This window comes from Pseudomonas sp. MYb327 (assembly GCF_040438925.1).
Taxonomy (GTDB): Bacteria; Pseudomonadota; Gammaproteobacteria; order Pseudomonadales; family Pseudomonadaceae; genus Aquipseudomonas.
The window spans coordinates 3,344,215-3,369,741 of sequence record NZ_CP159258.1 but is presented as its reverse complement, the minus strand read 5'-3'; the positions used below and the strand labels follow the sequence as shown (position 1 = coordinate 3,369,741).

The following is a 25,527-nucleotide window of genomic DNA, read 5'->3' as shown; positions in this document are numbered from 1 at the left end:
TATATGCCGGTCCGAAGTGAAGACAGGCGACGACTCCAGATCAAAAAACAAGAGGAATTTTCATGACCATGGCTCCAGAGCGCCAAGCGATCATCTCCGGTATCGGGCAATCGGCAGTGGGTCGCAGGCTGGGACGTAGTGGCCTGGACCTGACGCTGGAGGCCATTTTGGCGGCCCTTGAGGATGCCGGCCTGGATCGGAAGGAAATCGACGGTGTTGCCAGCTGGCCTGGTTACCGTGCCGATATGCCGGCGTTTTCCCCGGTGTCCATCGGCCAGGTCAAGGAATCGCTGGGCCTGGAATTGAGTTGGTACAGCGCGGGTAACGAAGCCACGCAGATGAGCGCCTTGATTAATGCCTGTATGGCTGTCGCCTCTGGCCAGGCCAGGCACGTCATCTGTTTTCGTACAGTGACCGAGTCCAGCGCGCTGGCCACGGGCGTACGCTCAAGTTCCGTAGGAGGAGAGGGCCGTGTGTCGGGCTTCGGCGAGTTCCAGGTGCCGTTTCAGGCTGCCTCGGCCGCCAACTGGGTGGGACTGGTTGCCAGCCGTTATTTCCATGAGTTTGGTGCGACCCGAGAGCAACTGGCGGCAGTTGCCATCAACGCCCGACGCAATGCTGCGCTCAACCCCAAGGCTGTCTATCGCGACCCATTGAGCATGGAGCAGTACCTGGATTCGCGGATGATTTCGACACCGCTGTGTTTGTACGACTGCGACGTGCCGGTCGATGGTTCGACGGTGCTGATCGTTTCTCACCGTGATACGGCACCGGACTTGCGCTCGCGACCGGTCAACATCGAATCGATCTGCGGTCCGTTCACCGGTCGCGACGCCTGGGATCAGATGGGCGACCTGACGCGCTATTGCGCCGAAGAGGCAGGCCGGCGACTTTGGCAGCGTACCGATTACAAGCCTGCCGATGTGAAGGTTGCCGCGCTGTATGACGGCTTCAGTTTCCTGAGCCTTCTTTGGCTGGAGGGGCTGGGATTCTGTGGGCGCGGTGAAGCGGCGGCGTTCGTCGAGGGCGGCCAGCGTATTGCCTTGGACGGTCAGTTGCCGATGGCCACTCATGGCGGTCAATTGTCGGCCGGACGCCTTCATGGGCTCGGTCATGTGCACGAGGCCGTGGTCCAGCTGCGCGGCGAAGGCGGGGCGCGGCAAGTACCGGGTGAGCCGCGTCTAGCGGTGGCGAGCAATGGCGGCGGCCCTTTGGCCGGAGCCGTGCTGCTGTCCAGCGAGTAACCGGTGCCCGAAGGCTTGCGGATTGAATGCCGCTAGCCTTCGGGTGCTGCTCAAGCGTGGTAGAGGTTCCATTCGCCAGTGGTGGGCGAACGCGTCCAGCCACTGGAAGCGATGGCACCGCCATCCACCGGCACGGTCAACCCGGTGACATAGGACGACATGTTCGACACCAGAAACACCACAACGCCAGCCAATTCATCAGTCGATCCGGTGCGCCCAAGAGGGATATAACGATCACGAGCGGCTTTGCCCGCTTCGCCGCCGGCTTCCATATACGGCCTCAAACCATCGGTCATGATCATGTCCGGCGCCAATGCATGCACGCGAATGCCATGCCCTGAAAGCTCCAGCGCCATCGAACGGCTGAAACTGATCATTCCGGCTTTGCAAGCGGCATACACGGCAAAGCCCGGCGCCGCGCGCAAGCCTTCGCTACTCGCGATATTGATGATGGTGCCGCCCTGACCGGCTTCAACCATCACCTTCGCGGCTGCCTGGGTGGCTGTCAGCATGCTGATGAAATTGAAGTCGATATGACGCCGCCAGCTGCGCTCGCTTTGCTCCAGAAAACTGCCGTTGCGCACGCCTCCGGCGTTATTGACCAGGATATCGAGGCGGCCGAAATGCTCGGCGGTCCGTGCCACGGTGGCAGTGATCTGCTCCGTGTGGTTGACGTCGGTTTCCAGGAACAGCGCCTGGCCGCCTGCTGCCTCGATGGTGCGCACCAACTGTTCGCCGCTGACCTGGTCGATGTCGGCGATGGCCACGCGGGCTCCGAAGCGGGCCAGGTTCAGGGCAATGCCGGCGCCGATACCATTGGCGCCAGCGGTAATCAGGGCGACTTTGCCGTCCAGACGAATGTCTTGGGGTGTCATGACGTGCTCCTTTGTTGTTATTGGCCTCAGCCTCTGAGTTCGGCTCGACCGTTATTGATGACCACTACATCGCGTTCAACACTGAGAACCCGGAAAGAGATGACCGGGCCATCGACCCAGATCTCCGTGCGGAAGGTTTCACCAGGGTAGGCCGGGGCGGTGAAGCGCCCGAAGATGGACGCAATCTGTCGACCATCGAATGCACACACTGCTTGCATGATCGCGCGCCCCGCCAGACCCCAGGTCGCCAGTCCGTGCAAGATCGGCCTTTGAAAACCGGCTTTGGCAGCCACCTGCGGATCGGCGTGCAAAGGGTTCCAGTCGCCATTCAAGCGATAGAGCAGCGCCATGTTTTCGGCAGTCACCAGATCGATGATGTGTTCGGGGGCGCGTTCGGGCACGGTGAGGGGCGCTGGGGCACTGCGTTGCGGACCACCGAAACCGCCGTCGCCGCGTGCCAGCATGGTCTGGCTGATGGTGCAAAGCGGCTCGCCACCGTCGGCCTCCAGAATCCGTCGCTCGTAGGTGATCAGCGCGCCCTTGTCCGCACCCTTGTCGATGATGTCGACGACCCGGGATTTGCCGATAACCCGGGCTTCGGCGGGCAATGGTTTGTGCAAGACCAGACCTTGCTCGGCATGCACGATGCGCACCCAATCAAGGCCTGTGTCCAGGGTGCGCGGCCAATAGCCGGGGTGAGCGAGCACCACACCCATGGTCGGTACCGCCCGCAACTCGGCCTCGTACACCAGGGGTAACTGGTGGGTGTCCAGCGGATCGCTGCCGTAGCCCAGGCTCAGGGCGTAAAGAATGCTGTCCTTGTGGGTGTAACTCTGCTGTGTATCGGGGATCTGCAGATCAAGCAGCTTGTGGTAATCGATGGCCATGGTTCGGTTCCTCGGGCGGACAAAAAGCAGGGGTTAGGCAAGCAGCGCGCGCAGCGTGCTGATCAATGCGATGGGCTGGTCGAACATCAAGTGGTGGTGCCCATCGGGTATGGCGATGGGGCCGCGGGCATCCGTGAGGTGGTTGACGATGCGGTGGGCCATGGCTGGGGTAACGACGACGCTGCGTTCACCGAACACGTACGCGACGGGGCGTTTGATCCTGGCCAGGAGTTGTTCGCCGTCGGCTTCGCGTGCACCACCGGGCGGCAGATTGACGTCGAACTTCCAGCGCACACCGGTGGCCGTCGCGCGCACTGAATGCCTGGCCACATGTTCGACCAGGCAGGGTATTGCGTCGGGCTGCTGCGGTAGCAGCCGGAATCGTGCAACGGCGCTTTCAATGTCCGGGTATTCACGGTCACCGCGAATTTTCGCAGGCTCTCTGACCGCTTCCTGATCGGAAAACACCACGTAGCTGTCAATAATGATCAGCCGCTCGAACAGCTCCGGACGATCGGCACAGGCGCGCAGTACTCGGGATCCGCCATAGCTATGGCCGATGGCGATCAAGCGCGGAGTGTCCAGCCATTCGGCAACGGCAATGACATCGTCGGCCAGGGTATGTGGGCCGTAACTGGCACGTTGGGCGCTGTCGCCCATCCCCGACAGGTCCAGGGCGATGACCCGGTACCGCTCGGCGAAGAACGGTGCGATGAAATCCCACCAATGGGCATGTCCGCGGAAGCCGTGGACGAACAACAGAACAGGCTTGTCGCGTGCCTCGAAGTTCCAGGACAACAGGTGCAGGCGGCTGCCGTTGGCTTCGATGTAGTGCGAACGACCAGGGTGTTCCAGCGCCCATTCGAACCAGGCGGGGGGCGCCTGGGATTCATCGGTTTTTTGCTCTGGGATCTCGCTCATGGGTACCGGTCCTTTTTATGGCCTGTTTACGCATTAGCCATGACGCTATTGCAGCGTGCGTTTGCTTAGGCTAATTTGTCTTCATAGCTGATACTATGTTAGTTATTAATTCGAAGTCCAGACCAATCGCCGGTAACGACCGGACCGAAACGGAGTGCAGCAATGGAGCGTTTTCCTCGAGGGCAGGTGGCAATCGTCGGCGCTGCCACCTACGGCATGGGCGAGTCTCCGGGCATGCGATCGCTGGACCTGGCAGCCAAGGCCGCCGTCTTGGCACTCAAGGATGCCAACGTCAGCCTGCAGGAAGTCGATGCACTGTTCGTCTGTACACCAGATGACGCATTGTCAGGTTTGAGCGCAGCGGAATACCTCGGCATTCAGCCTCGCTTTACAGAAAACAACCGCACCGGGGGCTCGGCCTTTCACTCCCATGTGATCGCGGCCACCTTGATGCTCGAAAGCGGCTATTGCGACACGGCACTGATCATTTACGGCAGTAACCAACGCACGGCGTCTGGCGGGCTCGTTTCAATGCGCTTGCCTTCACCTTACGAGAAGCCATACAAGCCGCTGACCCCACTTTCGTCCTATGCACTGGCTGCCGCGCGCCACATGCACCAGTACGGCACGACCCGTGAGCATTTGGCCGAGGTCGCCGTGGCGGCGCGCAAGTGGGCCCAACTCAACCCGGATGCGTTTGTCAGGGATGAATTGACCATCGAAGACTGCTTGAAAGCGCGGATGGTTTCCGATCCGTTAAGCGTGCGTGACTGCTGCCTGGTCACCGACGGTGCGGCGGCGATTGTGCTGACTCGCTCCGACCGCGCCCGTGACCTGCAGGCGCGTCCGGTGTACCTGCTCGGTGGTGCAGCGGCGACCTGGTATTCGGGTGTTGACCAGTCGCAGGACCTTACCGTGACGGCTGCGCGTGAATCTGGCCAGCGTGCTTACGCACTGGCCGGTGTCACCCCGGCGGATATCGACGTTGTGCAACTGTATGACGCCTTCACCATCAATACCCTGCTGTTTCTCGAAGACCTCGGGTTTTGCCCGAAAGGCGAGGGCGGTCACTTCGTGTCGGGAGGCAACATCGCCCCGGGTGGTTCATTGCCGGTCAACACCAATGGCGGTGGTTTGTCGTGCTGCCATCCCGGCATGTACGGGCTGTTCACCATTGTCGAATCCTGCATGCAGCTACGGGGTGAGTCTGGCCAGCGTCAGGTCGCCAATGCCCGTTTAGCGCTGGCACACGCCAACGGCGGCACGCTTTCCAGCCAGGCCACGTTGATCCTCGGCACAGCTGAAACTCTTTGATCCACTGGAGATTGCCCTTCATGAGCACGACTGTCACAGGCACGCCAATGCAGCATGTGCACACCGAAATTCGCGATCGAGTTGCTGTCGTGACCCTTGACCGTGCGCCGGTCAATGCGCTCGATTCGGTAGCCATCCGGGAGATAACCGCCACTTTCAATGCCTTGGCACGGTCCACCGAAGCCAGTGTGATTGTGTTGACTGCACCCGGCGACCGGCTGTTTTGTGCCGGGATCGACCTCAATGACTCGGCGCGCCGGCATGCCCGAACACCAGCCGAAGGCGACACCACCATCGATCTGCTCGATCCGGGTGCGGTAGTACGCGAATGCTTCTGGTCCATTCTCGATTGTCCGCTGCCGGTCATCGCGGCAGTCAATGGCAAGGCTATTGGTGCCGGGCTGGTGCTGGTGGCGTGCTGCGATCTGATAATTGCATCCGAGAACGCCACCTTCTCCGTTCCGGAAATCAAGGTCGGTGTGCTGGGTGGTGCTCGCCACTTGCAGCGGCTGGTCGGGCCTTTCAAGACGCGCAAGATGTTTTTCACGGGCGAGGCGGTTCCGGCGCAAGAGTTCTATCGATTGGGTGCTGTCGAGGAGGTCGTTGCACCGGAGAAATTGATGGACGCAGCCCTCGGTCTGGCCACCAGTATCGCCCGCAACAGTCCAATCGGCCTGCGCCTGGCCAAGGAATCGCTGACACGGGTCGAGGACCTGGGGCTCAAGGAAGGTTATCGTATCGAACAGGATTACACCGGCCGCGTGACGCGCTACAACGATTCGACTGAAGCGCGGCGTGCCCAAATGGAAAAGCGCGATCCGAACTGGACCTGGAGCTGATATGAACGCCTTCGAAGTGCAATGGACCGATGCCGACATCGCGCGGGTGATGCGCAAGGTCGAGGACTGTCGGTTACCCCCGGCTCCAGCCGGTACTGGTTGGACACTGGGCTGTGACAGTGAATTTTTGCATCGACTGCAACGCCACTGGCTTGAGTCGTTCGATTGGCAGGCCTGCCAGGACCGGCTTAATCGTTACCCGCAATTCATCGCCGAGATCGACGGCCTGGAGGTGCATTTCGTCCATGTCAAAGGCGAAGCCGAAGGTCGTCGGCCATTGCTGTTGACCCATGGCTGGCCGGGCTCGCATCTGGAATTTTGGGACGTCATCGAACCGCTGGCCTTTCCGTCACGCCATGGTGGCAGTGCCGATCAGGCCTTCGATCTCATCATCCCAAGCTTGCCGGGCTTCGGTTTCAGCGGCAAACCACCAGGGGTCTTCAGCCAGCGTCAGACGGCGATCCTGTGGAACAAGTTGATGACTGAGGTACTTGGCTACCCGCGCTATTGGGCTCAGGGCGGCGATTGGGGCTCCATCGTCACGTCCTGGCTTGGCCTGGACCATGGCGAGCATGTCGAAGCGATTCATTTGAACATGCTGGGCTTTCGCTCGCTGACACCACCGCGAGACGACGCTGAGCTCAATTGGCAGCGCCAGGCCGAAGCCGCCCAGCGGGCCTACAGCGGTTATGCAGCGGTACAGATGAGCAAGCCACAGTCGATTGCCTGGGCTGCAGCGGATAACCCAATGGGCCAGGCAGCATGGATACTGGAGCGCTTTCATGACTGGGCGGATTTGCGCCAGCGCAGCTTCGAACAGGTCTTCGACCTGGACACTCTGCTGAGCAACATCGTGCTGTATGTGATGACCGGCAGCTTCACCAGTGCGCTCTGGTATTACCCCGGCGTGGTCAAGGATGGTTTTACGCTACTGCCTGCCGGTGTTCGTTGTGAAACCCCGACGACGTTCGCCGAGTACTCGGGTGATGCGCTTACGCCTGTGGCTCCACGCAGCCGGATCGAGTTGGTCTACAACCTGGCTGACATGACGTCATTGCCTGAAGGCGGACATTTTGCGGCGATGGAGGTGCCAGAGCTTTTCGTTAATGACATCCGCCGCTGGGGCGCATCCGTGGTGACCCGCCGTTAGTCCGAGGGGTTCCGTGACGATTGACGCGGAGCCTGGATCGGAATACAACTGACAAACAGTCATTTATTATTCTTGCAGTTGGGCTCCTGCGGCCCGACTTGAGCACGATCAATAACAATAAGAGGAACCGTGGCGATGAAAGTCCGTCTACCCAACTTCGATTTTTCCAGTATTCGACCCCATTGGGCACCGGTCCATGAATTTGCCCAGAGCTACAATGCGTTTTCCACGGTACCTGCGCATATCGAGCCGTTTCTGGTCAAAGTCATGATGCGCGTCAAGGATGCCCTGGGCGAAAGCCATCCAAAACTGCGCGAAAGCATCGAGATTTTCAACAAGCAGGAAGTGCAGCACTGCAAGCAGCACGTGGCTTTCAACAAGATGCTGTACAAGTCTGGTTATGAAGGCATGCAGGCCCTGGAGAAACCTTACAAGGAGGATTACCAGCGTTTCCTCGACACAAAATCGCTGCGCTTCAATGTCGCCTATTGCGAAGGTTTCGAGGCCATGGGTTCGTCGGCCGGACAGGTCTTTTTCGAGGAACTTGGCGAGTACCTCGAAGGCGCCGACCAAGAAGCGGTGGACTTGTGGAAGTGGCACTTGGCAGAAGAGTTCGAACACCGGGAAGTGTGCTTCCAGGCCTATAAGGCGCTGTATGGCAACGGCCTGTTCGCCTGGTTGTATCGGGTCTGGGCCTTCGGTTATGCGGTCAAGCACATCGGTTCGCACACGGCGCGGGTGGCGGCTTACTTGACTGACAAAGATCGCGAAGGCATGACTGAGGAACAACGCTCCGCATCCATCGAGCGCCAGAAGCTGCTGAAGGCAAAAATTTCCAAGGCCAGCAAGAAGCGCTTGGTCAAGGTGCTGTCGCCGTTCTACAACCCGGCAAAAATGATTCCGTCCCCGGGCATGGCTGAATTGCTCGCGCGTTTTTCCTGAGTTCCAGGCAGCAGAAAGTTCTCGGCAGCAGAAAGGGGAGCCCAGTCTCCCCTTTCTGCTGTCTGGCACTCAGGGAATTATCCGCCCAGTTGTTCTACGCGCTTGATGGCCGCCTCCAATTGATTGGAATCGACTGGGGGGGAGAATCGCGCGGCACTCGGACTGACCATGGACTTCTCGGCCAGCTCGCGAATCTCTTTATCGCTTGGCTGCAGCAGGCCAAAGTCTTGCAACAGCGTCGGCAGTCCAATCTCATGATAGAAACCGATCAGCTCTTCTATGAACGCCAGTGGGCGATTTTCCAGCACCAATTGAACGAGCAAGCCGTAGGCAACGTGATCGCCATGCAGTGTGCCCTTGGCTCGCTGCAAATAAGAGAAGCCGCGAGCAATGGCGTGGGAAACTGACAAGCCACCGTTTTCGAAACTGATCGTGCTGAGCAGCACCGTGGCTTCGACCAGTGCCTCCAGGTCATCGTTGACCTGCTTGGCTTCGACGGCGCGCAACGCCGCGGCGGCGTGTTTGCGAATGATGCTGTAGCAGGCATCGGCGGCCATCAGGCCAGTAAGCGATGCCGGGGTGCCCAGCAGGGTAAGGGCACCGGCGGAGGCGCAAGCCTGGGCTTCGAATTTCTTTGAAATGGCATCGCCAATACCGGCGCGCAGAAAACGTGCCGGGGCATTGGCAATGACACCAGTGTCGACCAGCACCAGGTCCGGGTTGCGTGGCAAATGGAGGATGTCCTGCATGATGTGTTCATCGTCGTACACGGCAATGGCGGCACTGGCAGGACCATCGTTCGATGCGATGGTCGGCACGCTCACGCTACGCAAGCCCAGCTTCAAGGCGACACCCTTGGCAGTGTCCAGCGCCTTACCGCCACCCAGACCCACCACCATGTCGGCACCGAACCGCAAACTGTCCTGAGCCAGAGCGGTAATGGCGGCATGGGTGATTTCCCCCGGGAAGACTTCAAGTGCACAGGCAACGTCGGCTGCCTTGAAACTCGCCAGCACGCGGTCACCCAGCAGACGGGCCATGTCGGCGTCGGTGATCACCAGGGCGCTCCTGCCCAGAACTTTGCAATGGAGGCCCAATTCATCGAGTGCCGCGTCGCCCTGAACATAGCGCGAGGTTGCCGCAAATATCCGCATGGGAAGCTCCTAAAAATGAATGTCAGTTGGTTATTGTAATTTTTTCTTTGGCTTTTTTTGGCTTGCGTCCCCGTTTACGGTGCTATACATTCTACACATAACTGACCGAATGTCAGCTTTCAAGTGAGTTTAACAATAAGACCCCGTGGAGTGTGATGATGAATTTCGCTGACTATAAGACGATTGCTTTCGAACGTCGTGGCCGTGTCCTGAACGTGACTTTCAACCAGCCAGAGAAGCTCAACAGCTTTGCCGGTCAGTCTCACACCGAGCTGTCCTGGCTGTTCTACGACTTGGTCGAAGATACGGAAAGCGACATCATTGTTGTCTCCGGTGCTGGCCGAGCCTTCAGTGCCGGTGGTGATATCGAGTACATGCAATGGCTTCATGACAACCCGACCGAGTTTTATCGCTGCGTTCGCGAAGCCAAGCGCATCGTCAATGGCATGCTTGAGTGCGATAAGCCGATCATTGCCAAGGTCAACGGCGATGCGATTGGTCTGGGCGCCACTGTCGCGGTGTTCTGCGATGTGGTCTTCGCCTCCGAGACCGCACGCTTTGGCGATCCTCACAACAACGTCGGTCTGATCAGCGGCGACGGTGGGCAGATCATGTGGCCATACCTGATGGGCTACGCCCGTGCCAAGCATTACCTGTTCACTGGCGAGAAGTTCACCGCTAAACAAGGCGTCGAGTTTGGTATGGTCAACGCCGCCTTACCGGCTGCTGAATTGGATGCCTACGTCGATGCGTACGCCGACAAACTGGGCGCCATGCCGGTCCAGTCGCTGCGTTGGAGCAAATCGACTATAAACGTACCGCTGCGCCAGATGGCGGCGAGCATGATGGACGTAGGTATGGCTTACGAAAACGTTTCGTCGGCGAGCAAGGATCATGTCGAGGCCATCGCGGCCTTCCGTGAGAAGCGCGCACCTAAATTCAATCAGCGTTGATCGATCATGCTGAGCGCCTCTTTCGCCCAGGCTGCCTTAGGCCGCCGCGCCCAGGAGGTGCCCAGCTGGTTTAGCTGGGCTATCGCCCAGGCGGGACAATCACATCGCGTCAGCGTCGAGGGTATCGAGCTTCATTACCTGAGCTGGTCGCCACTCAATTCTGACAAGCCGGTGTTGCTGTTTGTGCATGGCCTGCGTGCGCATGCGCATTGGTGGGACTGCATAGCGCCGTTCTTCGCCGAACACTACCGGGTTGTCGCCCTCGATCTGTCCGGGATGGGTGACAGCAGTCATCGTTCGGATTATCCGTTTCAGATCGCGGCTGCCGATATCGTCGGCTTTATTGAACAGGCTGGTCTGGGGCCGGTCATTGCCGTAGGCCACAGCTACGGGGGAGCGCGGGTGCTGCGTGCCTGTGCCGATCGCCCCGATCTGTTCCAGCGGCTGATCATTCTCGATGCCCTGGTGGTTTACCCCGAGGACATTCCACCCTTCGATCCGGTAAAGCCTTCGCCAAGGCGCTATTACCCGGACCGTGAAGCTGCCTTGGGGCGTTATCGCCTGTTGCCGGAACAGCCAGGCGCACTGCCGTTCATCGTCGACCATATCGCCAGGCATTCACTGGCCGAGCATAAGCAAGGCTTTTGTTGGAAGTTCGACCCGATGCTGCCCTCCGGAGTTGCCTATGAGGAGACCGCTGCCAGTTTGCTGCCGAGGGTCCAGCGACCGGTAGATTTCGTCTACGGCGAGCACAGCGCCATCGTTTCCAGAGCTATGGCCGAACGCGTTGTCGCCGGGTTGCCTGATGGGCGAGGACCGTTCGGCATACCGGGCGCCTACCATCACATGATGATTGATCAGCCTCTTGCATTGATCGCGTTAATACGCGGTCTACTCGCCAATGGAGCCAAATATGAATGACCTGGTTTTGCTGGAACGCCACGGTGCCGTGGCGGTTGTGACGTTGAACAATGCCAAGACTCGAAACGCTTTGTCCCGTGATTTACTCACCGTTCTCGCAGATTGTCTCGAGGCACTGAACGACGATGTGGAGTGCCGGGCCATTGTGCTCAATGGTGCCAATGGGCATTTTTGTTCCGGTGGCGATGTTTCTGGCATGTCGGCCGAGCGTCCACTACCCGTCGGACGTGGACGGATGGTACTCGGCCATCGGGTGGTCAAGGCGATGGTTTCTGGAAACAAACCGGTGATCGCCGCTGTGCAAGGTTATGCCGCCGGCGCCGGGTTTTCATTGGCGGCCGCCGCCGACTATGTCGTGGCAGCGCCCAGCGCCAAGTTCGTTTCATCCTTTGCCAAGGTAGGGTTGGTTCCGGACCTTGGATTGCTCTGGAGCCTTCCTCAGCGTATCGGTGTCGCTCAGGCACGACGGTTGTTCTACAGCGCAGCGGTTGTCGAAGCGGAAGAGGGGTTGCGGTTGGGCATCATCGATATGTTGGTCGCTGATGCTGACGATTTGCTGTCGACGGCACTCACCCTGGCACACAGCTTCACCGCCCATGCGCCACTGTCGGTAGCGCTGGTGCGATCGGCGTTGTCCCGGGGCATGGGTACTCTGGACGAGGCGCTGGGTTACGAGATGGATAACCAGGCAGCGTTGTACCTGACTCAGGATCATCGTGAAGCGGTCGAGGCGTTCATGGCCAAGCGGGCTCCTCATTTCAGAGGCGTTTGAAGAACAACAAAGTCGCCTGCCTAAAGCAGGCGACTTCGCTATTGGATGAGGCAACTTTCTGCAGATGCACTGAAGCGTTCTTTGAACTCAGCAGGTATTTCCACGACTTTCGATGCGACAAAATCGAAGAACACGAAGCCATTTTTTGCCAGGGCGATCACGCTGTTATCGCATTGACGGGTAATACGGTAGATAAAATCTCCTCCATACCTATTCAGGTCCGTCACCCCCACTTCTATCAGCAATTGATCATTCAAAAAGGCCGGGGCCTTGTAGAGCGTTGCCAGGTCGGTGATCAGTGTACTGCTGCGGCTGTTGGCGACATCGTCAGGTGGCATGCCGTAATGGCACAGGAACAGCGTGCGTGCATCCGAAATCAAGGAAATCAGCGTGTCGTTGCCCAGGTGATTTCCAGCATTGATTTCGCTCATCCGCACCCTGAACGTTGTGCTGAAGCAGAAAGATTCTTCCGGGAGCTCAAGTTGCAAGCGCGGCATCTGTGGTTCCTCAAGTCCTGGAGCGCGGCATGCCGAGTGCCTGTTCGGCAATAAGGCTGCGATGGATCTCGCTGGTACCGCCGTAGATCGTCATGCCGATCGACTGCCGATAGCCAAGCTCCACATGCCCCAGCCCGGTGTTTGATTGCAGTAAGGTGTCGGGCGCGCAAAGGTCCATCAAGTCGAGGGCATCACGCTGGTACTGTTCGGTGGAAAACAGTTTCGACATCGGTCCGAAGGCGGCGCGGCCAGGCACTTGCTCCTGTACTCCCCAAATGGTCCGGTAGCACAGGTCGCGGGCAATGGTCGTGTGTACTGCCACACGTGCCAGTCGGCGTTGTACATCGGCATTTGCCAACATGGGGTGGCCATCGCGCCGAGTGGATTGCGCCCATTGCAGCGCATGCTTGTACATGTTTTCGAAACTGATGCGGTACTGATCACCGCCGTGCTCCAGCTCCAGGGTTGCGGCCATGACAGCGGTGCCACCGTCGATTTCACCGATCCGATAGCGATCGGCGACGACAACTTCGCTCAAGTAGGTGATGTTGGTGCGCTCATCCTGCAGGGTATGCACCGGGTGGACTTCGATGCCCGGCAAGTCCATCGGTACCAGGAACAGCGTCAGGCCAGCATGCTTGGGCACATCGGGGTTGGTCCGCACCAGCAGGAAAACATAGTCCGCAAGGTTGGCGGCGGTAGTGAACATCTTCTGCCCGTTGATGACCCAGTTGCCATCAAAGGTGCGCGTGGCACGCGTCTTCGCAGCAAAAACGTCGGAGCCGCACGAGGGCTCACTGAAGCCCAGGCAAGCCAATGCCTCGCCGCTGGCAAAGCGGGGCAGGGCTTCTGTTTTGACTTCGTCGCTGGCGAAACGCATGACGATCTGCGCCACCTGATTGGTGATCGGGGTGGTGATGCGTTGCCAGCTGTGCGCTTCGAACACTTCCTGCAAGGCGGCCATGTCAAATGCGTTCTTGCCCCGTCCGCCGAATTCGGCAGGCCAATGAGGAAACAGCAGGCCTGCGTCGGCCAGCATGCGGTTAAAGCCGGCATGGTAGCCATCGACCGAATGATGGGCGTGGGCTTTCAATTCTTCGGTCAGATGTTTGCGGAAAAACGCGCGAACCTCTTCGGCGAACAGTGCAGCCTGCGGCCCGTAGCCGAATTCCAGATTGACCTCACCGACGTCTGGCAGGGCGACGGCGTGGCCGTCACCCCACAAGCGTGCGGCAAGCCTGTCCAGCTCAAGCTGCGGGTCGCCATTGAGCATCCCCCAGGCTTTTGCCCGGCGGTAGTACAGTTGCACATCGTATTCCAGTGAAACGCCGTAGCCACCGAAAGTATGCAGCGCACGGGCCACCGCACGCCCGGCAGATTGCGTTGCCCACCACCAGGCCATGGAGACCAATGCGGCCGCATCGGGTTGCTGCCGCGCGATGCTCCAGACCGCATGTCGTACCAGCAGTTGGCCGCCCTCGATTTCGGTCAGGGCGTCGGCCAGTGGATGGGCGATACCCTGAAAACCACCGATAGCCCGACCGAACTGCTGGCGCTCGCATGAATAAGCAGCGGCTAGCTTCAATGCCTGATGGGCAAGGCCCGTCAGCATGGCTGCCTTGAGCAGTTTCCACTCCTCCACCGCTTGCTCGAATGCGCGGCAGGACTCAATACCGCTGGCGACCAGGTGGCTCTCGACCGTGTCGTCATCGGCGGCCAGTATCTGCACACTATCGGCGCCAAGATTGGCGCTTGGCGGTTTTGCCGCCAGCCCTGTCAGGGCCAGAATGGCATCGCCCCGACGAACAAGCACCGCAACCGCGGCTCCGGCACCCGGCAGGGCAATTGATCGCCCCGCGCAGTAGGGCTGGGGGGCGAGCGTGATCAGTTCGCCCTGTTTGGCTTGATCGAGCAGCGCTGTTGCGGCCGGGCTGTCGAGTTGTGCCAGCAGGCGGGCTGCCGGCAGCGATTCGGCCAGGGGCACCGATACCAGATGGCGTCCCGCTTCCTCGGCAACCAGCAGTGCTTCCAGCAGTCCCAAGTTTGAACCACCGGCGGATGCCGGTATGCGCATGGTTGTGATACCGAAATCCACCAGTTGCTGCCACAAGTCAGCGTCGAACCCACGGGCTTCTGCTGCGCGCACGCGTGCAGGGCTGGACTCAACGCTGAAAAGGCGGGTGACGGAGTTGAGCAACATTTGCTGCTCTTCGGATAAATTCAAGTTCATGGCAACCTCGCCTGGGTTCAGTTCGGTTGTGCGTAGAGCTTGCGCAGTTCGATCTTGTTGACCTTGCCGGTGACTAGCTTGGGCAGCGCATCGACCACAATGATTTTTTTCGGTTTCTTGTAACTGGCAATCAGTGCCCGCGTGTGCTCGATAAGGGCGTCTTCGCTGGTGCTTTCTCCCTGTTTGAAGGTGATGACCGCGCAGACGCTTTCACCCCATTTGGCATCGGGAATGCCAATCACGGCACATTCGGATACTGCAGCGTGTTGCAGCAGGGCTTCTTCGACTTCCCGTGAATAGACGTTTTCGCCACCGGTAATGATCATGTCTTTCTTGCGATCGACCAGGTACAGGAAACCATCGTCATCGAAGCGACCCATGTCACCGGTATGGCACCAGCCATCACGCAGGGTTTGCAGGGTGGCGGCATTGTTGTTCCAGTAACCACGGAACATCGCGCTGCTCTTGGCGAGGATTTCCCCCGGTTGGTTTGGCAGGCATTCGTTACCGTCCTCATCGACCACCTTGGCCAGCAGGTTGGGGTAGGGCTTGCCCACCGAGCCCAGGCGCTTGCGCTCCTGCTCAGTGCCATCGGGTCGATGTTGGGACGACGACAGCGAGAACATGCAGATTTCACTCTGGCCGAACAGGTTGACGAAGTTGCAGCCGTTGAACACATCGATGGCTTTTTTCAGTACCGGCACCGGCATGGGGGCTGCGGAGTAAATGATGGTGCGTACGCTTGAGAGGTCGGCCTGGCTCACGTACGGATGCTCGAGCACCATCTGTACCATGGTCGGTGCCAGCAGCAGGATGCTCAAGCGCTCCTTTTCGATGGCCCTGAGCACATCCAGAGGCTCGAACTGACGCTGAAGAAAGGCTGCGCCGCCACGAACGTGCTGGGACAGACTGATGACCATGCCGCCCAAATGGAACATGGGCATGACGATCAGGGTGACGTCCGGTTGCTGCATGTCGATCAACCAGGTATCGACCTGGACCAACTGCCGATACTCGCGGTGGCCCCATATCACGCCTTTGGGTTTTCCGGTGGTACCGCTGGTGTAGATCAGGCAGCAGATGTCTTCTTCGGTGGCGCGGATCGGTGGGCCGAGCGGATCGCCAGTGGCGATGAAGTCTTCATAGCCGATTGCCCAGTCGCTCTCGCCATCGATGCAGACAAAGGTCTCCACTGAAGGCATTTCATGGCGCAATTGCTCCATGATCGGCAAATACTGCGCTTCGAAAAAGAACAGCCGAGGCGAGCCATCACGGACAATGCTGGCGATCTCGGCCGGGGCTAACCGGAAATTGACGGGTGCGAGGATATAGCCGGCCCACTGGGTGGCAGCCATGATTTCGCCGAACTCAATCGAATTCATCGAGAGGATCCCGACCCGATCCTGATGCTGCAACCCGGCATTATGCAAGGCCGAGCCGATTAGTTTTGCGCTGGACAGCAGCTCGTCGTGGCTGATGCGTTTCTCACCCAGAATATAAGCCGGGTCATTGCGATAAAAACGTGCGCGTTGTTCAAGGTCATCGGCGAAAGACAGTGGCAGATAATCACGCATACAAAGCTCCTCCGACGGGTTGTTGCAGGTTGCCGGCGGCGCGAGTCAGGTGGAAATCGCTGTCGCCAAAACGCTTTTCAAACAGTACGGCTGCCTTGTAGTGATGGCCGACCGCATACTCATCGGTGGTGCCGATGCCGCCGTGTAACTGAATGCCTTGGCTGGCAACGAAATAGTGGGCGCGGGCGATAAATACCTTGGCGCCGGACAGTGCCTGGCGCTGGGTCTCGACTACCCCTGAGTCAAACGCATTGATCGCGCTGAACAACATGGACCTGGCCTGGTCGGTTTCCACGAACATCTCCGCCATGCGATGTTGCAGGGCCTGGAATTGCGCAAGAGGCTTGCCGTATTGCACGCGTGTCTTGAGGTAGTCAGCGGTCATGGCCATGACCGCTTCCATGGAGCCAACGCTGGCAGCACACAACGCCAGGATGGCGCGGTCGAGCCCGGCTTCAATGGCTTGCTGCACGGCTTCGCCGCGCAATAACAGGTTTGCGTCAGTGACCTGTACGTCTTGCAAATGCAGATCCGCGGCGCGACTGCCGTCGATCAGCTCGTAGGTGTTGGCCGTCATCCCCACAGCCGCACGCGCGACCACGAAGAGAGCCGCTTCGTTGCTGTCTTCAAGGATGGCGCTCACCAGATAGCTTTCCGCTACACCGCCATGGAATACGCGGTGCTTTTGGCCATTCAAGGCCCAGCCATCGGCTACGCGGCGAGCGCTGCTGCGCAGTTGCACCTGGTATTCATTGCGAGAGTCTTGTTCCTGATGGGCGAGGGCCATCACGGTTTCACCGGTGGCAATCGATTCAAGCAGGCGCTGGCGCTCGCCGGTATTGTCACTTGTGCCCAGGATGCTTGCACAGAGCACAGCTGTGTCGACCACAGGTTCGAGCACCAAGCCATGTCCCAAGGGTTCCATCAACTGCGTCAGCTCGAAACTGCTGGCGCCCACGCCACCGTCCGCTTCGGGGATGTCCAGCGCCAGCCAGCCCATTTCGGCGAAGTGCTGCCAGTGTTTGCGCGAGAAATGCGCACCGTTGGTAACGGTGTGGCGACGCTCTTCGAATACATAACGTTCGCGCATGTAGCGCTCGGCACTTTCGGCCAGCAGCTTGTGTTCATCAGTGAGTTCGAAATTCATGGTCAAAACCCGAAAGCCAGTTTGGCAATGATGTTCTTTTGTACTTCCATGGCGCCGCCAAAAATGGTGCAGGCGCGCAAGTACATGAGGTCTGCGGTGACGCCGGGAACATGGTCCGGCCACAGCGGATCGCCCGTCGGGTCGGCAAACGCCTCATCGCGGCTGTAGACCCGCAGGCTGCGCTGACCCAACGCGTCGCTCATCAGCTCGGTGAGTTTCTGTTGCAGGGATGAACCGCGCACTTTCAGTACCGACGCGCAGGCGGCAATGGGGTGGTGGCTGGGGGCCTCATGCAGCACGCGCAGCACTGACCATTCCAGCGCTTCAACCTCCAGGCGCACACCGGTGAAACGCCTCACGAATTCGGAATCCTGAAGCAGCGGCAAGCCATTCTTGTGCTCTGCGCCGGCAATCAGGCGGATGCGCTCAAGGTCAGCGCGGGCCTTATAGATGTCGGCGCTGGAGGTGCGCTCGTTGGACAGCAGGAACTTGGCCTGGGACCACGCCTGATTGACTTCACCGATAATGTTTTCCCTCGGGACCCGGACGTTGTCGAGGAACACTTCGCAGGTCGAGCCTTCACCGTTGATCATCGGGATCTGCCGCACCGTGACGCCAGGTGACTTCATGTCGATGATCATCATCGAAATTCCCTTTTGCGGGCGATCACTGTTTTCCGTACGTACAAGAAAGAAGCCTTGCTCGCAGTACTGACCTTCGGTGGTCCAGAGCTTTTGGCCGTTGACTACGTAGTGATCGCCGTCAAGCACGCCCTTGGTCTTGAGTGCGGCGAGGTCAGACCCGGCACCGGGCTCGGAGAAGCCCTGCGCCCACATTTCATCGCCATTGAGAATCGGTGGCAGGTAGCGAGCCTTTTGTTGCTCGCTGCCATAGGTGTACAACACCGGGGCGAGCAGGCGCAGGCCTTGCCAGCGCAGCTCCGGGGCGCCGGCCAGTTTGCATTCGTACTCGAAGATGTGCGTCTGCAGATGGCTCCAGCCGGTTCCACCGTATTCGACCGGCCAATGTGGTGCGGCCCAACCTTGCTCGTTGAGCACCCGGTTCCACCAGCGTCGGTCATCTTCGTTCGGCGGATGCATACCGGTGCGGCTGCGACGAATGACGTCATCGGTCAGTTTATCCTTGAGAAAGGCCCGGACCGACTCGCGAAAGGCCAGATCCTCGGGGGAGAGCGTCAGTTGCATGATGGTTTCCTTGGGCAAGATCCAGTTCGGTTGAGCATCAGCACGCCAGCGGACGCAGCGGCGCATCGCTGGCGCACAGCCCGAGTACGGTCTGATAGGCATCGTGGACGGCATCGCCGATGCGTCCGCCCTTGCGCGCATCGCCGATGGTCGCTACGGCGAGACCCGCCTCGAGCAAGTTATTGAGCAAGGTGTCATCGGGTCTGCGTCCCTGGGCAATCAGTACGCCGAGGGTTTGCAATTCACTGTGTTCACCGTCGTTGTGTTGCAATTGCACGCGGCCGTCTTCGGCAATGGCGACAATGCTGCTGTTATCGATGATGCGGATACGTGGGTTGCTGGCCAGACGGGTATTGAGCACGCCGCGATAGATCACCTCGGCCGAACGCGCGAGTTGTTTGGCCGGCGAACGGCTGACCAGTACCACGGCATAGCCTTTTTCACTTAGAAGCTCGGCAGTTTCGCACCCCGTCTCGCCGCCGCCATAGACCAGCAATGGCAAGGTTTCGTCGACAGCGGGGAAGTTTTGCGTGTGTCCCATCAGCAACTCATAGGCGTCGCGTACATGGCTTGAGTCGATGCCCTCGATCGGCAGGCGCAAGGCTCTGCCGCCGATTGCCAGCAACACGATGGCTGGTGCGCCCGGTCCGGACAGGGTGCTGGCATCGACATGACTGTTCAGGTGTACCTTCACGGCGCTTTTATCGAGCTGGCGAATCAGGTAATTCAAGTACCAGGTCAGCTTGTCCTTGAACGGCGGTGCGGCCGAGGCGATCAGGCCGCCGCCGAGTTCGTCACGGCTCTCATGGAGCTCGGTGGCGAAACCGGCTTGCTGCAGCATCAATGCCGCGGCCATGCCGCCAGGGCCACCGCCGACGACAACTGCGCGTTGGCCGCGAAGGTTGCCAGCGTCAGGCAAACGGTCGAGTTCATGACCACTGCGCGGGTTCTCGGCGCAACCGATAGTGCCGTGGGCGCCGGAACTGATGGCGACGCAATAGTTGCAGGAGGTGCAGGGGCGTATATCCAAAGCAGCATCCCGCTGTGCTTTATTGGCCCACTCGGGATCGGCCAGCAGCGGACGGCCCAGGGCGATCATGTCGGCATCACCGTCACGTATGGCGTTTTCCGCCGTTTGCGGCCAGCGAATCTGCCCGACGCTGATGACCGGTACATTGACCGCTTCGCGGATGCGCCGCGAATAGGGCAGGCGCCAGCCTTCGGGGGTCGACATGGGTTCGATGACCTTGTCAAAACTCGTCCAGCCCAATCCCATTGACACATGCAGCGCGTCGACGCCGGCAGCCACCAGCTTGGGTGCTATGCGCACCATGTCATCGATATTGAGGCCCTTGGGGGTGAACTCGTCTGCCGAGAGTCGATAAATCAACGGGCGGTCGCCGATGCTCTGGCGTACTCGTTCGATTACCCGGCGTGGAAAGTTCAGGCGACGCTCTTCATCGCCACCCCAGCCGTCGTCGCGGTGGTTGCTGTAAGGCGAGAGGAACGACGTCAGCAAATAGCCATGGGCGCCGTGCAGTTCAAAGGCTTGATAGCCGGCCAGTACGCCCAGTTCCGCACTGCGACCGAAGCATTCGATCAGGTGTTCGATTTGCTCTTCGGTCATGCCGCGGGCGACCAGGCGTGAAGGGTCGGATCGCGAGGCGATATTGCTGGGTGCCCAAGGCATGCCATCGGTCACCAGCTCGCGTTTGGCACCCTGGCCGCCATGCTGCAATTGCAGGCACGCCACGGAACCGGCGCCGGTGATGGCTTCCACCAGGCGCTGATGACCGGCAACAAACGCCGGTGTTTCCAGCGTCAGCTGGCGGTGCTCGGAGCGGCCACTGGCTGCATCCACACAGCAGAACTCCACCACGATCATGCCCGTGCCGCCTTCAGCGCGCTCGCGATAGAAGGCGATTTGCTGTGGCGTTACCTGGCCGTCATGCCCGGCCAGATTAGTCGACATCGGCGCCATCACCGTGCGGTTGGGAATGTATAGATTACGCAAGCGTATGGGTTCGAAAAGATGCGGGTAGGGCACGGTGGACATCAGCTGGCTCCTGGCTTTTTTTGCTTGCCGCACACCTGCCCGGAGGGGGGCTTGGCGTGGTCGCATGAAAAAGCGGCTGGTTTATTGTTATGCAGTAAAGCTGACGATATATCAGTTATTTTTTGAATGCCAGTGGTTATTGTGTTGCATCTGACCTCTGGGGGAGGAGAGCGCGTGAATCCGGGAAAAATCAGTCGTTCGTTTGGACGATTTCGTGGCGGTTCACTCACATGACAGGCGGTGCTGCACGGGTGTTTAACTGTCACTCAGTAATGAACTGGTTCTTGGGTGGAGGTCTTTTTTCTCATTAACAGATTGATAAATAAGTAAAAAAATAGAAAGCAAAAAAAATCAGGAGAAAACGTCTTGCCAATAGCTGACGATCTGTTAGCTTGTGACTTAGCGGTTCTGAAGGATCGTCATTGACAGCGTCAAGGCCAAATGCTCTATTTGCGCTCGTCCTTGCTGCAGTCATTTGGTCTTCGTGCCCAGTGTCTAGGCCCTCGGTTGCAGAGGGTCATAGCCGAAAATAAGAAACCGATTCGAATCGGAGAGGCAGGCAGTGAAAACAACCACAAAACGCAGCGTTAGCGGTCGAAGTGTCAGTTCCATTAAACCGGTCTATGTGTCTTGTTCAATTGCGTTGCTGCTGGGGGCGGCTGTTGGCAACGAAGCGTTGGCGTTTGAAGTCGAAACGGGCAACCCTGATGTTAGCGTTCGTTGGGACAATACCGTTCGCTACAATGCCGGCTGGCGGATGGAAGGGCGCAACGACGATTTTGATAACTCGCCGTTCTACGACGATACGGAACACAAGTTCGATAAAGGCGACATGGTCACCAATCGTGTTGACCTCATCACCGAACTGGATGTCGCGTGGAAGCAGAAGCATGGTTTCCGCGTCAGTGCTGCTGGCTGGTATGACGATGCTTATCAGGACAGTGCAGAGCCCAATCCGAATCTGGTAGGCAGTGGCAACTACACCAACAATCACTACAACGGCTATGCCAATCGCTACATCGCCGGGCCATCCGGTGAATTTCTTGATGCCTTTGCGTTCACCGGGTTTCAACTCGGTAGCGTAGGCGTCAACCTGAAGGCCGGTCAGCACAACGTCTACTGGGGTGAATCGCTGTTTACCCTCGGTAACTCTATCGCTTACTCCCAAGGTCCGGTTGACACCATCAAGGCTGCCACCAGCCCTGGTGCGGAAGCCAAAGAGTTGTTCCTGCCGCTCAAGCAAATATCCACGGATGTCCAGCTTACTGACGAACTTTCGTTCGGTGCGCAATACCTGCTGGATTGGAAGCCGTTTCGCCTGGTTCCAGGTGGTACCTACTTCTCGAATGCTGACGGAGCTCGCTCCGATCTTGGTTCGCCAGCTGCGATCTTCCGAATTCCGAATGGCGACGACATCGAGCCGGACAGCCACGGTGACTTCGGCGTGAACCTGCGCTGGAGCCCCTACTGGCTGGAAGGTACGGCCGGGGTCTACTACCGCAAGTTCGGTGAGAAACTGCCTTGGAGTTTTACCCAGGTCGGTATCGTACAAGTGGCGCCTGGCCGCTTCGCCGGTGTGCCCAACGCCATTCGCTATAACTATGCTCGAGACACCGAGCTGTACGGCCTGAGTCTCACCAAAAACCTCGGTACGGTCAGCGTTGCGGGTGAAGTTTCTTACCGTAAGAACACAGCGTTGAACTCGGTGGCGGGTTACACCGTGATTTCCACGGGGGACGCCAGCTACTCCCAGGCCGAGGGTGCACGCGGCGACAGTTTCCATGCATTGATTAACGGTATTTATCTGCTACCTCGCACCGCCCTTTGGGAGGGAGGCACTCTTCAAGCTGAGTTGACCTATAACAAGCTGGACAAGATTACTGAAAATGAGGCGCGTTATAACGGGCGTGGCCATGGCTGCGTGACGGCTTACAGCAAGAACTGCGCAGATGACCACTCGGTCGGTACGCAAGTTGGCTTCACTCCTGAGTGGCCGCAATTGTTCCCGGGCTGGGACGTGTCGATGCCGGTGACCTGGGCCTACGGCATTGACGGCAATAGCCCGACGCTGGGTGGTACTAGCGAAGGTGCCTACAACTACTCTGTGGGTATCAATGGCAAGTGGATGAACTTGCACAACTTCACCCTCAAATGGATAGACTCGCATGCCGATTACAAAAACAATCCGGCTCGCGGCTACGTCACCAGTGACTACACGAACGGCGCGGCGGTGCAGAACGACCATGGCTGGCTGTCGTTCACTTACAAGACGACCTTTTGATTGGCTTCCCTTTACCTGCCTGATGTGAGGGTTCATCAATGAATTACAAGAATATGATGGTATGGGGGGCGGCAAGCCTTCTGTTTGCAGGCCAGGTTCTGGCCGCACCCACCGATGAAGAGATCAAACAACTGGGGACCAGCCTTACGCCGCTGGGCGCAGTCAAGGCCGGCAACGCCAATGGCACCATTCCCTCCTGGGAAGGTGGCTTGTGCACGGCCCCCGCCGGCTACAAGCCGATCATGGGTGACAAGGGCGGCTCGCCGTATGTCGATCCGTTCGCCAATGAAAAGCCGGTGTTGAGCATCACGGCAGCCAACATGGCGCAATACAAAGACAAGCTCGACGTGGGTACACAAGAGCTGTTCAAACGCTATCCAGACAGCTACCGCTTGGATATTTACCCGACTCATCGAACGGCCTGTTATCCAAAATGGGTCTACGACAACACCATTTCGCGGGTGAAGAATCCGCAACTGGCCGGCTCCGCACCTGGCTTGATCAACGCCCATGCCCAGTACCCGTTCCCGATTCCCAAGAACGGTTACGAGGCCATGTGGAATGCCAGCGTCAAGTTTGAGCTGCCCTATTCCGAAGGTACCCAGGCGGCTTACCTGATCGATAACAATGGTGGCGTAACGCTGACCAACGTGCAGAAGATCGAGAACCGTAACCTTTTCTGGGATAACACCATCGACAAGGTCCCGGACAATCAACCGTTCTGGGCATTGATCGCCAGTACCATGTCACCGGCCGCATCTGCGGGCGTCAAACAGATGCGTCATGCCTTCCTGAACACTTCCGAACGGGACAACATGGCATGGAGCTATGTGCCTGGGCAGCGTCGTGTACGCCTGGCTCCTGAGTTCAAGTACGACACGGTCAGTACTTCCAGCGGTGGCGTGCTGTTGTTCGATGAGATCAACGGCTTCGACGGCAAGATGGACAAGTTCGACTTCAAGCTGGTGGGCCGGCGCGAGATGTACGTACCGTACAACGCCTACAGAACCTGGGCGGCCGATCCTGTAGCGATCAACACGCCCAAGCACTTGAACCCCGACTACCTGCGCTGGGAGCTGCACCGTGTGTGGGAAGTGGAGGCGACTCTCAAACCTGGCGAGCGCCATGTACAGAAGGTCAAGCGCTTCTATCTGGACGAAGACAGCTGGAGCATCCTGACTTACGTTGCTGAGGATCAGGCCGGCAAAGTTCACCACTTGATGTACCAGCCTGCGGTTCAACAGTACGAGAAGCCTGGTTATCGCAATGGTCAGTACGTGCTCTATGACATGACCAAGAACGTGTACTCCAACGGCTCGCTGATGGGTGCACCGAAAATGACCGGTTTCTACAAGGTCGATCCTTACCCAGCCAACTACTTCTCATCGGGGGCATTGTCCGGCTCCGGCGTACGCTGAAACCCGGGAAGAGTCGAGCACCTGGTGCTTGGCTCTTCGAACCCACCTGGCTCAGTAGTGCTGTGAGGATGAAATGGCAACTGTGCGTTATATGTTCGTGCTGGCGGCAGCCCTAGTCACAGGGTTGTCGAATCCGGTGAATGCCCAAACCGACTTCACCGATCCCCTGGAGCGCCCGGCATCGTCTGTAGGCAATTTGGTCGGCGCTCATCTCAATAGTGTGACCACGGCGGGCGAGCGATTGATCGCGGTGGGAGCGCGCGGCCTGATCATTGTTTCCGACGATGCCGGTGCCAGCTGGACCCAGGCCTCTTCACCCGTCTCAAGCGATCTGTTGAGCGTTCATTTTCCAACGGCAAAGCAAGGCTGGGCAGTCGGCCATGATGGCGTGATCCTGCATAGCAGTGATGGCGGAAGTAATTGGGTCAAGCAATTCGATGGCGTGGCGGCGAGCAAGATGTTGACCGAGCACTTTGACAAGTTGGCGGCTGCCGGTGACGAATCAGCTGTCAGCTTTCAGGAAGGGGTCAAGCTCAATTATCAGGACGGTCCGGAACAGGCGCTGATGGGAATCTGGTTCTCCGACGAGAACAACGGCGTTGTCGTTGGGACATTTGGAACCTTGCTCGCCACCCACGATGGAGGCAACACGTGGGAGTCCTGGATGGAGCGCTCCGACAATCCCGAGTTCCTGCATTACATGGCGATTTCCGGGAGCGGTGAGCAGCTGTTTATCGCTTCTGAACGCGGTGTCGTCTTTAAGCTGGATCCTCGGGCGCAACGCTTCGAGCGTCTGGAAACCGGCTACACAGGCAGTTTTTTCAGCATCAAGGTGACACCGACAACGCTCGTTGCCGCAGGTCTGCGGGGCACGGCATTCAAATCCATGGATGGCGGCACCACGTGGCAACCCTTGCCCACTGGAATCAATGTGGCGCTCAGCGATGTGCAGAGTCTGCCTGACGGCCGTTTTCTGTTGGCCGGGGTCGATGGCAAAGTCGTTATCAGTGATATCGCGGTGAGCAGCTTCAAACCCTTGACGGTGTCGCGTCCCGGACGGTTTACCAGTCTGACCGGGCTCAAGAATGGCAAAGCCGTTAGCGTTGGTTTTTCCGGGGTACGGGAAGTCACTGTGCAATAGGTGCCG

At 58.8% G+C, this 25,527-nt stretch carries 21 protein-coding genes; 11 read left to right on the top strand and 10 right to left on the bottom strand.

Annotation, left to right across the window (positions count from 1 at the left end; genetic code table 11):
* The first annotated feature begins 62 nt into the window (after positions 1–62).
* On the top strand, positions 63–1,244 hold the full coding sequence (locus ABVN21_RS15095) for a thiolase family protein (protein WP_339552840.1): 1,182 nt from the start codon (positions 63–65) through the stop codon (positions 1,242–1,244).
* A 50-nt stretch (positions 1,245–1,294) separates the two neighbouring features.
* Here ABVN21_RS15095 and ABVN21_RS15090 read toward each other — a convergent pair whose 3' ends face one another.
* From ABVN21_RS15090 to ABVN21_RS15080, 3 genes are read right to left on the bottom strand one after another with little or no spacing between them, the layout of a single operon-like run.
* Positions 1,295–2,119: an SDR family oxidoreductase gene (locus tag ABVN21_RS15090; protein WP_339552841.1), complete on the bottom strand. Its 825-nt coding sequence runs from the start codon at positions 2,117–2,119 to the stop codon at positions 1,295–1,297.
* A 26-nt stretch (positions 2,120–2,145) separates the two neighbouring features.
* Positions 2,146–3,006 (bottom strand): MaoC/PaaZ C-terminal domain-containing protein, encoded by an 861-nt coding sequence (locus tag ABVN21_RS15085; protein ID WP_339552842.1) that lies wholly within the window; start codon positions 3,004–3,006, stop codon positions 2,146–2,148.
* A 33-nt stretch (positions 3,007–3,039) separates the two neighbouring features.
* Positions 3,040–3,927, bottom strand: a complete 888-nt coding sequence (locus ABVN21_RS15080) for an alpha/beta hydrolase (RefSeq protein ID WP_339552843.1) — start codon at positions 3,925–3,927, stop codon at positions 3,040–3,042.
* A 162-nt stretch (positions 3,928–4,089) separates the two neighbouring features.
* On the opposite strand from ABVN21_RS15080, the gene ABVN21_RS15075 reads away from it, so the two are divergent.
* From ABVN21_RS15075 to ABVN21_RS15060, 4 genes are all read left to right on the top strand, one after another.
* Entirely contained in the window at positions 4,090–5,241 is a 1,152-nt protein-coding gene (locus tag ABVN21_RS15075) for a thiolase (protein ID WP_339552844.1), read from the top strand.
* Positions 5,242–5,261: 20 nt separating this feature from the next.
* Positions 5,262–6,080, top strand: a complete 819-nt coding sequence (locus ABVN21_RS15070; protein WP_339552845.1) for an enoyl-CoA hydratase-related protein — start codon at positions 5,262–5,264, stop codon at positions 6,078–6,080.
* Between the two features lies 1 nt (position 6,081).
* Positions 6,082–7,230, top strand: coding sequence for an epoxide hydrolase family protein (locus tag ABVN21_RS15065; RefSeq protein ID WP_339552846.1), 1,149 nt, complete (start codon positions 6,082–6,084; stop codon positions 7,228–7,230).
* Positions 7,231–7,365: 135 nt separating this feature from the next.
* Positions 7,366–8,172, top strand: coding sequence for a metal-dependent hydrolase (locus ABVN21_RS15060; RefSeq protein ID WP_339552847.1), 807 nt, complete (start codon positions 7,366–7,368; stop codon positions 8,170–8,172).
* Between the two features lie 77 nt (positions 8,173–8,249).
* On the opposite strand, the gene ABVN21_RS15055 is transcribed toward ABVN21_RS15060, so the two are convergent.
* A complete protein-coding gene (locus tag ABVN21_RS15055; RefSeq protein WP_339552848.1) occupies positions 8,250–9,326 on the bottom strand; it encodes a glycerol dehydrogenase in 1,077 nt (358 codons plus the stop codon).
* A gap of 158 nt (positions 9,327–9,484) precedes the next feature.
* Here ABVN21_RS15055 and ABVN21_RS15050 point away from each other — a divergent pair, with 158 nt between their 5' ends.
* Genes ABVN21_RS15050 through ABVN21_RS15040 form a run of 3 tightly spaced genes read left to right on the top strand, consistent with a single transcriptional unit; the run spans position 9,485 to position 11,972 of the window.
* Positions 9,485–10,279, top strand: coding sequence for an enoyl-CoA hydratase-related protein (locus ABVN21_RS15050; protein ID WP_339552849.1), 795 nt, complete (start codon positions 9,485–9,487; stop codon positions 10,277–10,279).
* Positions 10,280–10,285: 6 nt separating this feature from the next.
* Positions 10,286–11,200: an alpha/beta hydrolase gene (locus ABVN21_RS15045; RefSeq protein WP_339552850.1), complete on the top strand. Its 915-nt coding sequence runs from the start codon at positions 10,286–10,288 to the stop codon at positions 11,198–11,200.
* Positions 11,193–11,972, top strand: coding sequence for an enoyl-CoA hydratase-related protein (locus ABVN21_RS15040; RefSeq protein WP_339552851.1), 780 nt, complete (start codon positions 11,193–11,195; stop codon positions 11,970–11,972). The genes ABVN21_RS15045 and ABVN21_RS15040 overlap by 8 nt, the downstream gene beginning before the upstream one ends.
* A 38-nt stretch (positions 11,973–12,010) precedes the next feature.
* Here ABVN21_RS15040 and ABVN21_RS15035 read toward each other — a convergent pair whose 3' ends face one another.
* The 6 genes from ABVN21_RS15035 to ABVN21_RS15010 are packed head-to-tail and all read right to left on the bottom strand — an operon-like array spanning position 12,011 to position 20,681.
* On the bottom strand, positions 12,011–12,469 hold the full coding sequence (locus ABVN21_RS15035) for a thioesterase family protein (RefSeq protein ID WP_339552852.1): 459 nt from the start codon (positions 12,467–12,469) through the stop codon (positions 12,011–12,013).
* A gap of 10 nt (positions 12,470–12,479) precedes the next feature.
* On the bottom strand, positions 12,480–14,699 hold the full coding sequence (locus ABVN21_RS15030) for an acyl-CoA dehydrogenase (RefSeq protein WP_339552853.1): 2,220 nt from the start codon (positions 14,697–14,699) through the stop codon (positions 12,480–12,482).
* A 17-nt stretch (positions 14,700–14,716) separates the two neighbouring features.
* A complete protein-coding gene (locus ABVN21_RS15025) occupies positions 14,717–16,273 on the bottom strand; it encodes an AMP-binding protein (RefSeq protein WP_339552854.1) in 1,557 nt (518 codons plus the stop codon).
* A complete protein-coding gene (locus ABVN21_RS15020) occupies positions 16,266–17,420 on the bottom strand; it encodes an acyl-CoA dehydrogenase (protein WP_339552855.1) in 1,155 nt (384 codons plus the stop codon). The genes ABVN21_RS15025 and ABVN21_RS15020 overlap by 8 nt, the downstream gene beginning before the upstream one ends.
* 2 nt (positions 17,421–17,422) lie before the next feature.
* Complete coding sequence (locus ABVN21_RS15015) at positions 17,423–18,625, bottom strand: acyl-CoA dehydrogenase family protein (RefSeq protein ID WP_339552856.1); 1,203 nt, start codon at positions 18,623–18,625, stop codon at positions 17,423–17,425.
* A gap of 37 nt (positions 18,626–18,662) precedes the next feature.
* Positions 18,663–20,681, bottom strand: coding sequence for an FAD-dependent oxidoreductase (locus tag ABVN21_RS15010; protein WP_339552857.1), 2,019 nt, complete (start codon positions 20,679–20,681; stop codon positions 18,663–18,665).
* Between the two features lie 625 nt (positions 20,682–21,306).
* Between ABVN21_RS15010 and ABVN21_RS15005 the strand changes: the two genes are divergently transcribed.
* The 3 genes from ABVN21_RS15005 (at position 21,307) to ABVN21_RS14995 (ending at position 25,521) form a co-directional block, all read left to right on the top strand.
* Positions 21,307–22,962 (top strand): DUF1302 domain-containing protein, encoded by a 1,656-nt coding sequence (locus tag ABVN21_RS15005; RefSeq protein WP_339552858.1) that lies wholly within the window; start codon positions 21,307–21,309, stop codon positions 22,960–22,962.
* A gap of 38 nt (positions 22,963–23,000) precedes the next feature.
* Positions 23,001–24,380, top strand: coding sequence for a DUF1329 domain-containing protein (locus ABVN21_RS15000; RefSeq protein ID WP_339552859.1), 1,380 nt, complete (start codon positions 23,001–23,003; stop codon positions 24,378–24,380).
* 91 nt (positions 24,381–24,471) lie between these two features.
* Positions 24,472–25,521, top strand: coding sequence for a YCF48-related protein (locus ABVN21_RS14995; RefSeq protein ID WP_353637206.1), 1,050 nt, complete (start codon positions 24,472–24,474; stop codon positions 25,519–25,521).
* Positions 25,522–25,527: the final 6 nt, after the last annotated feature.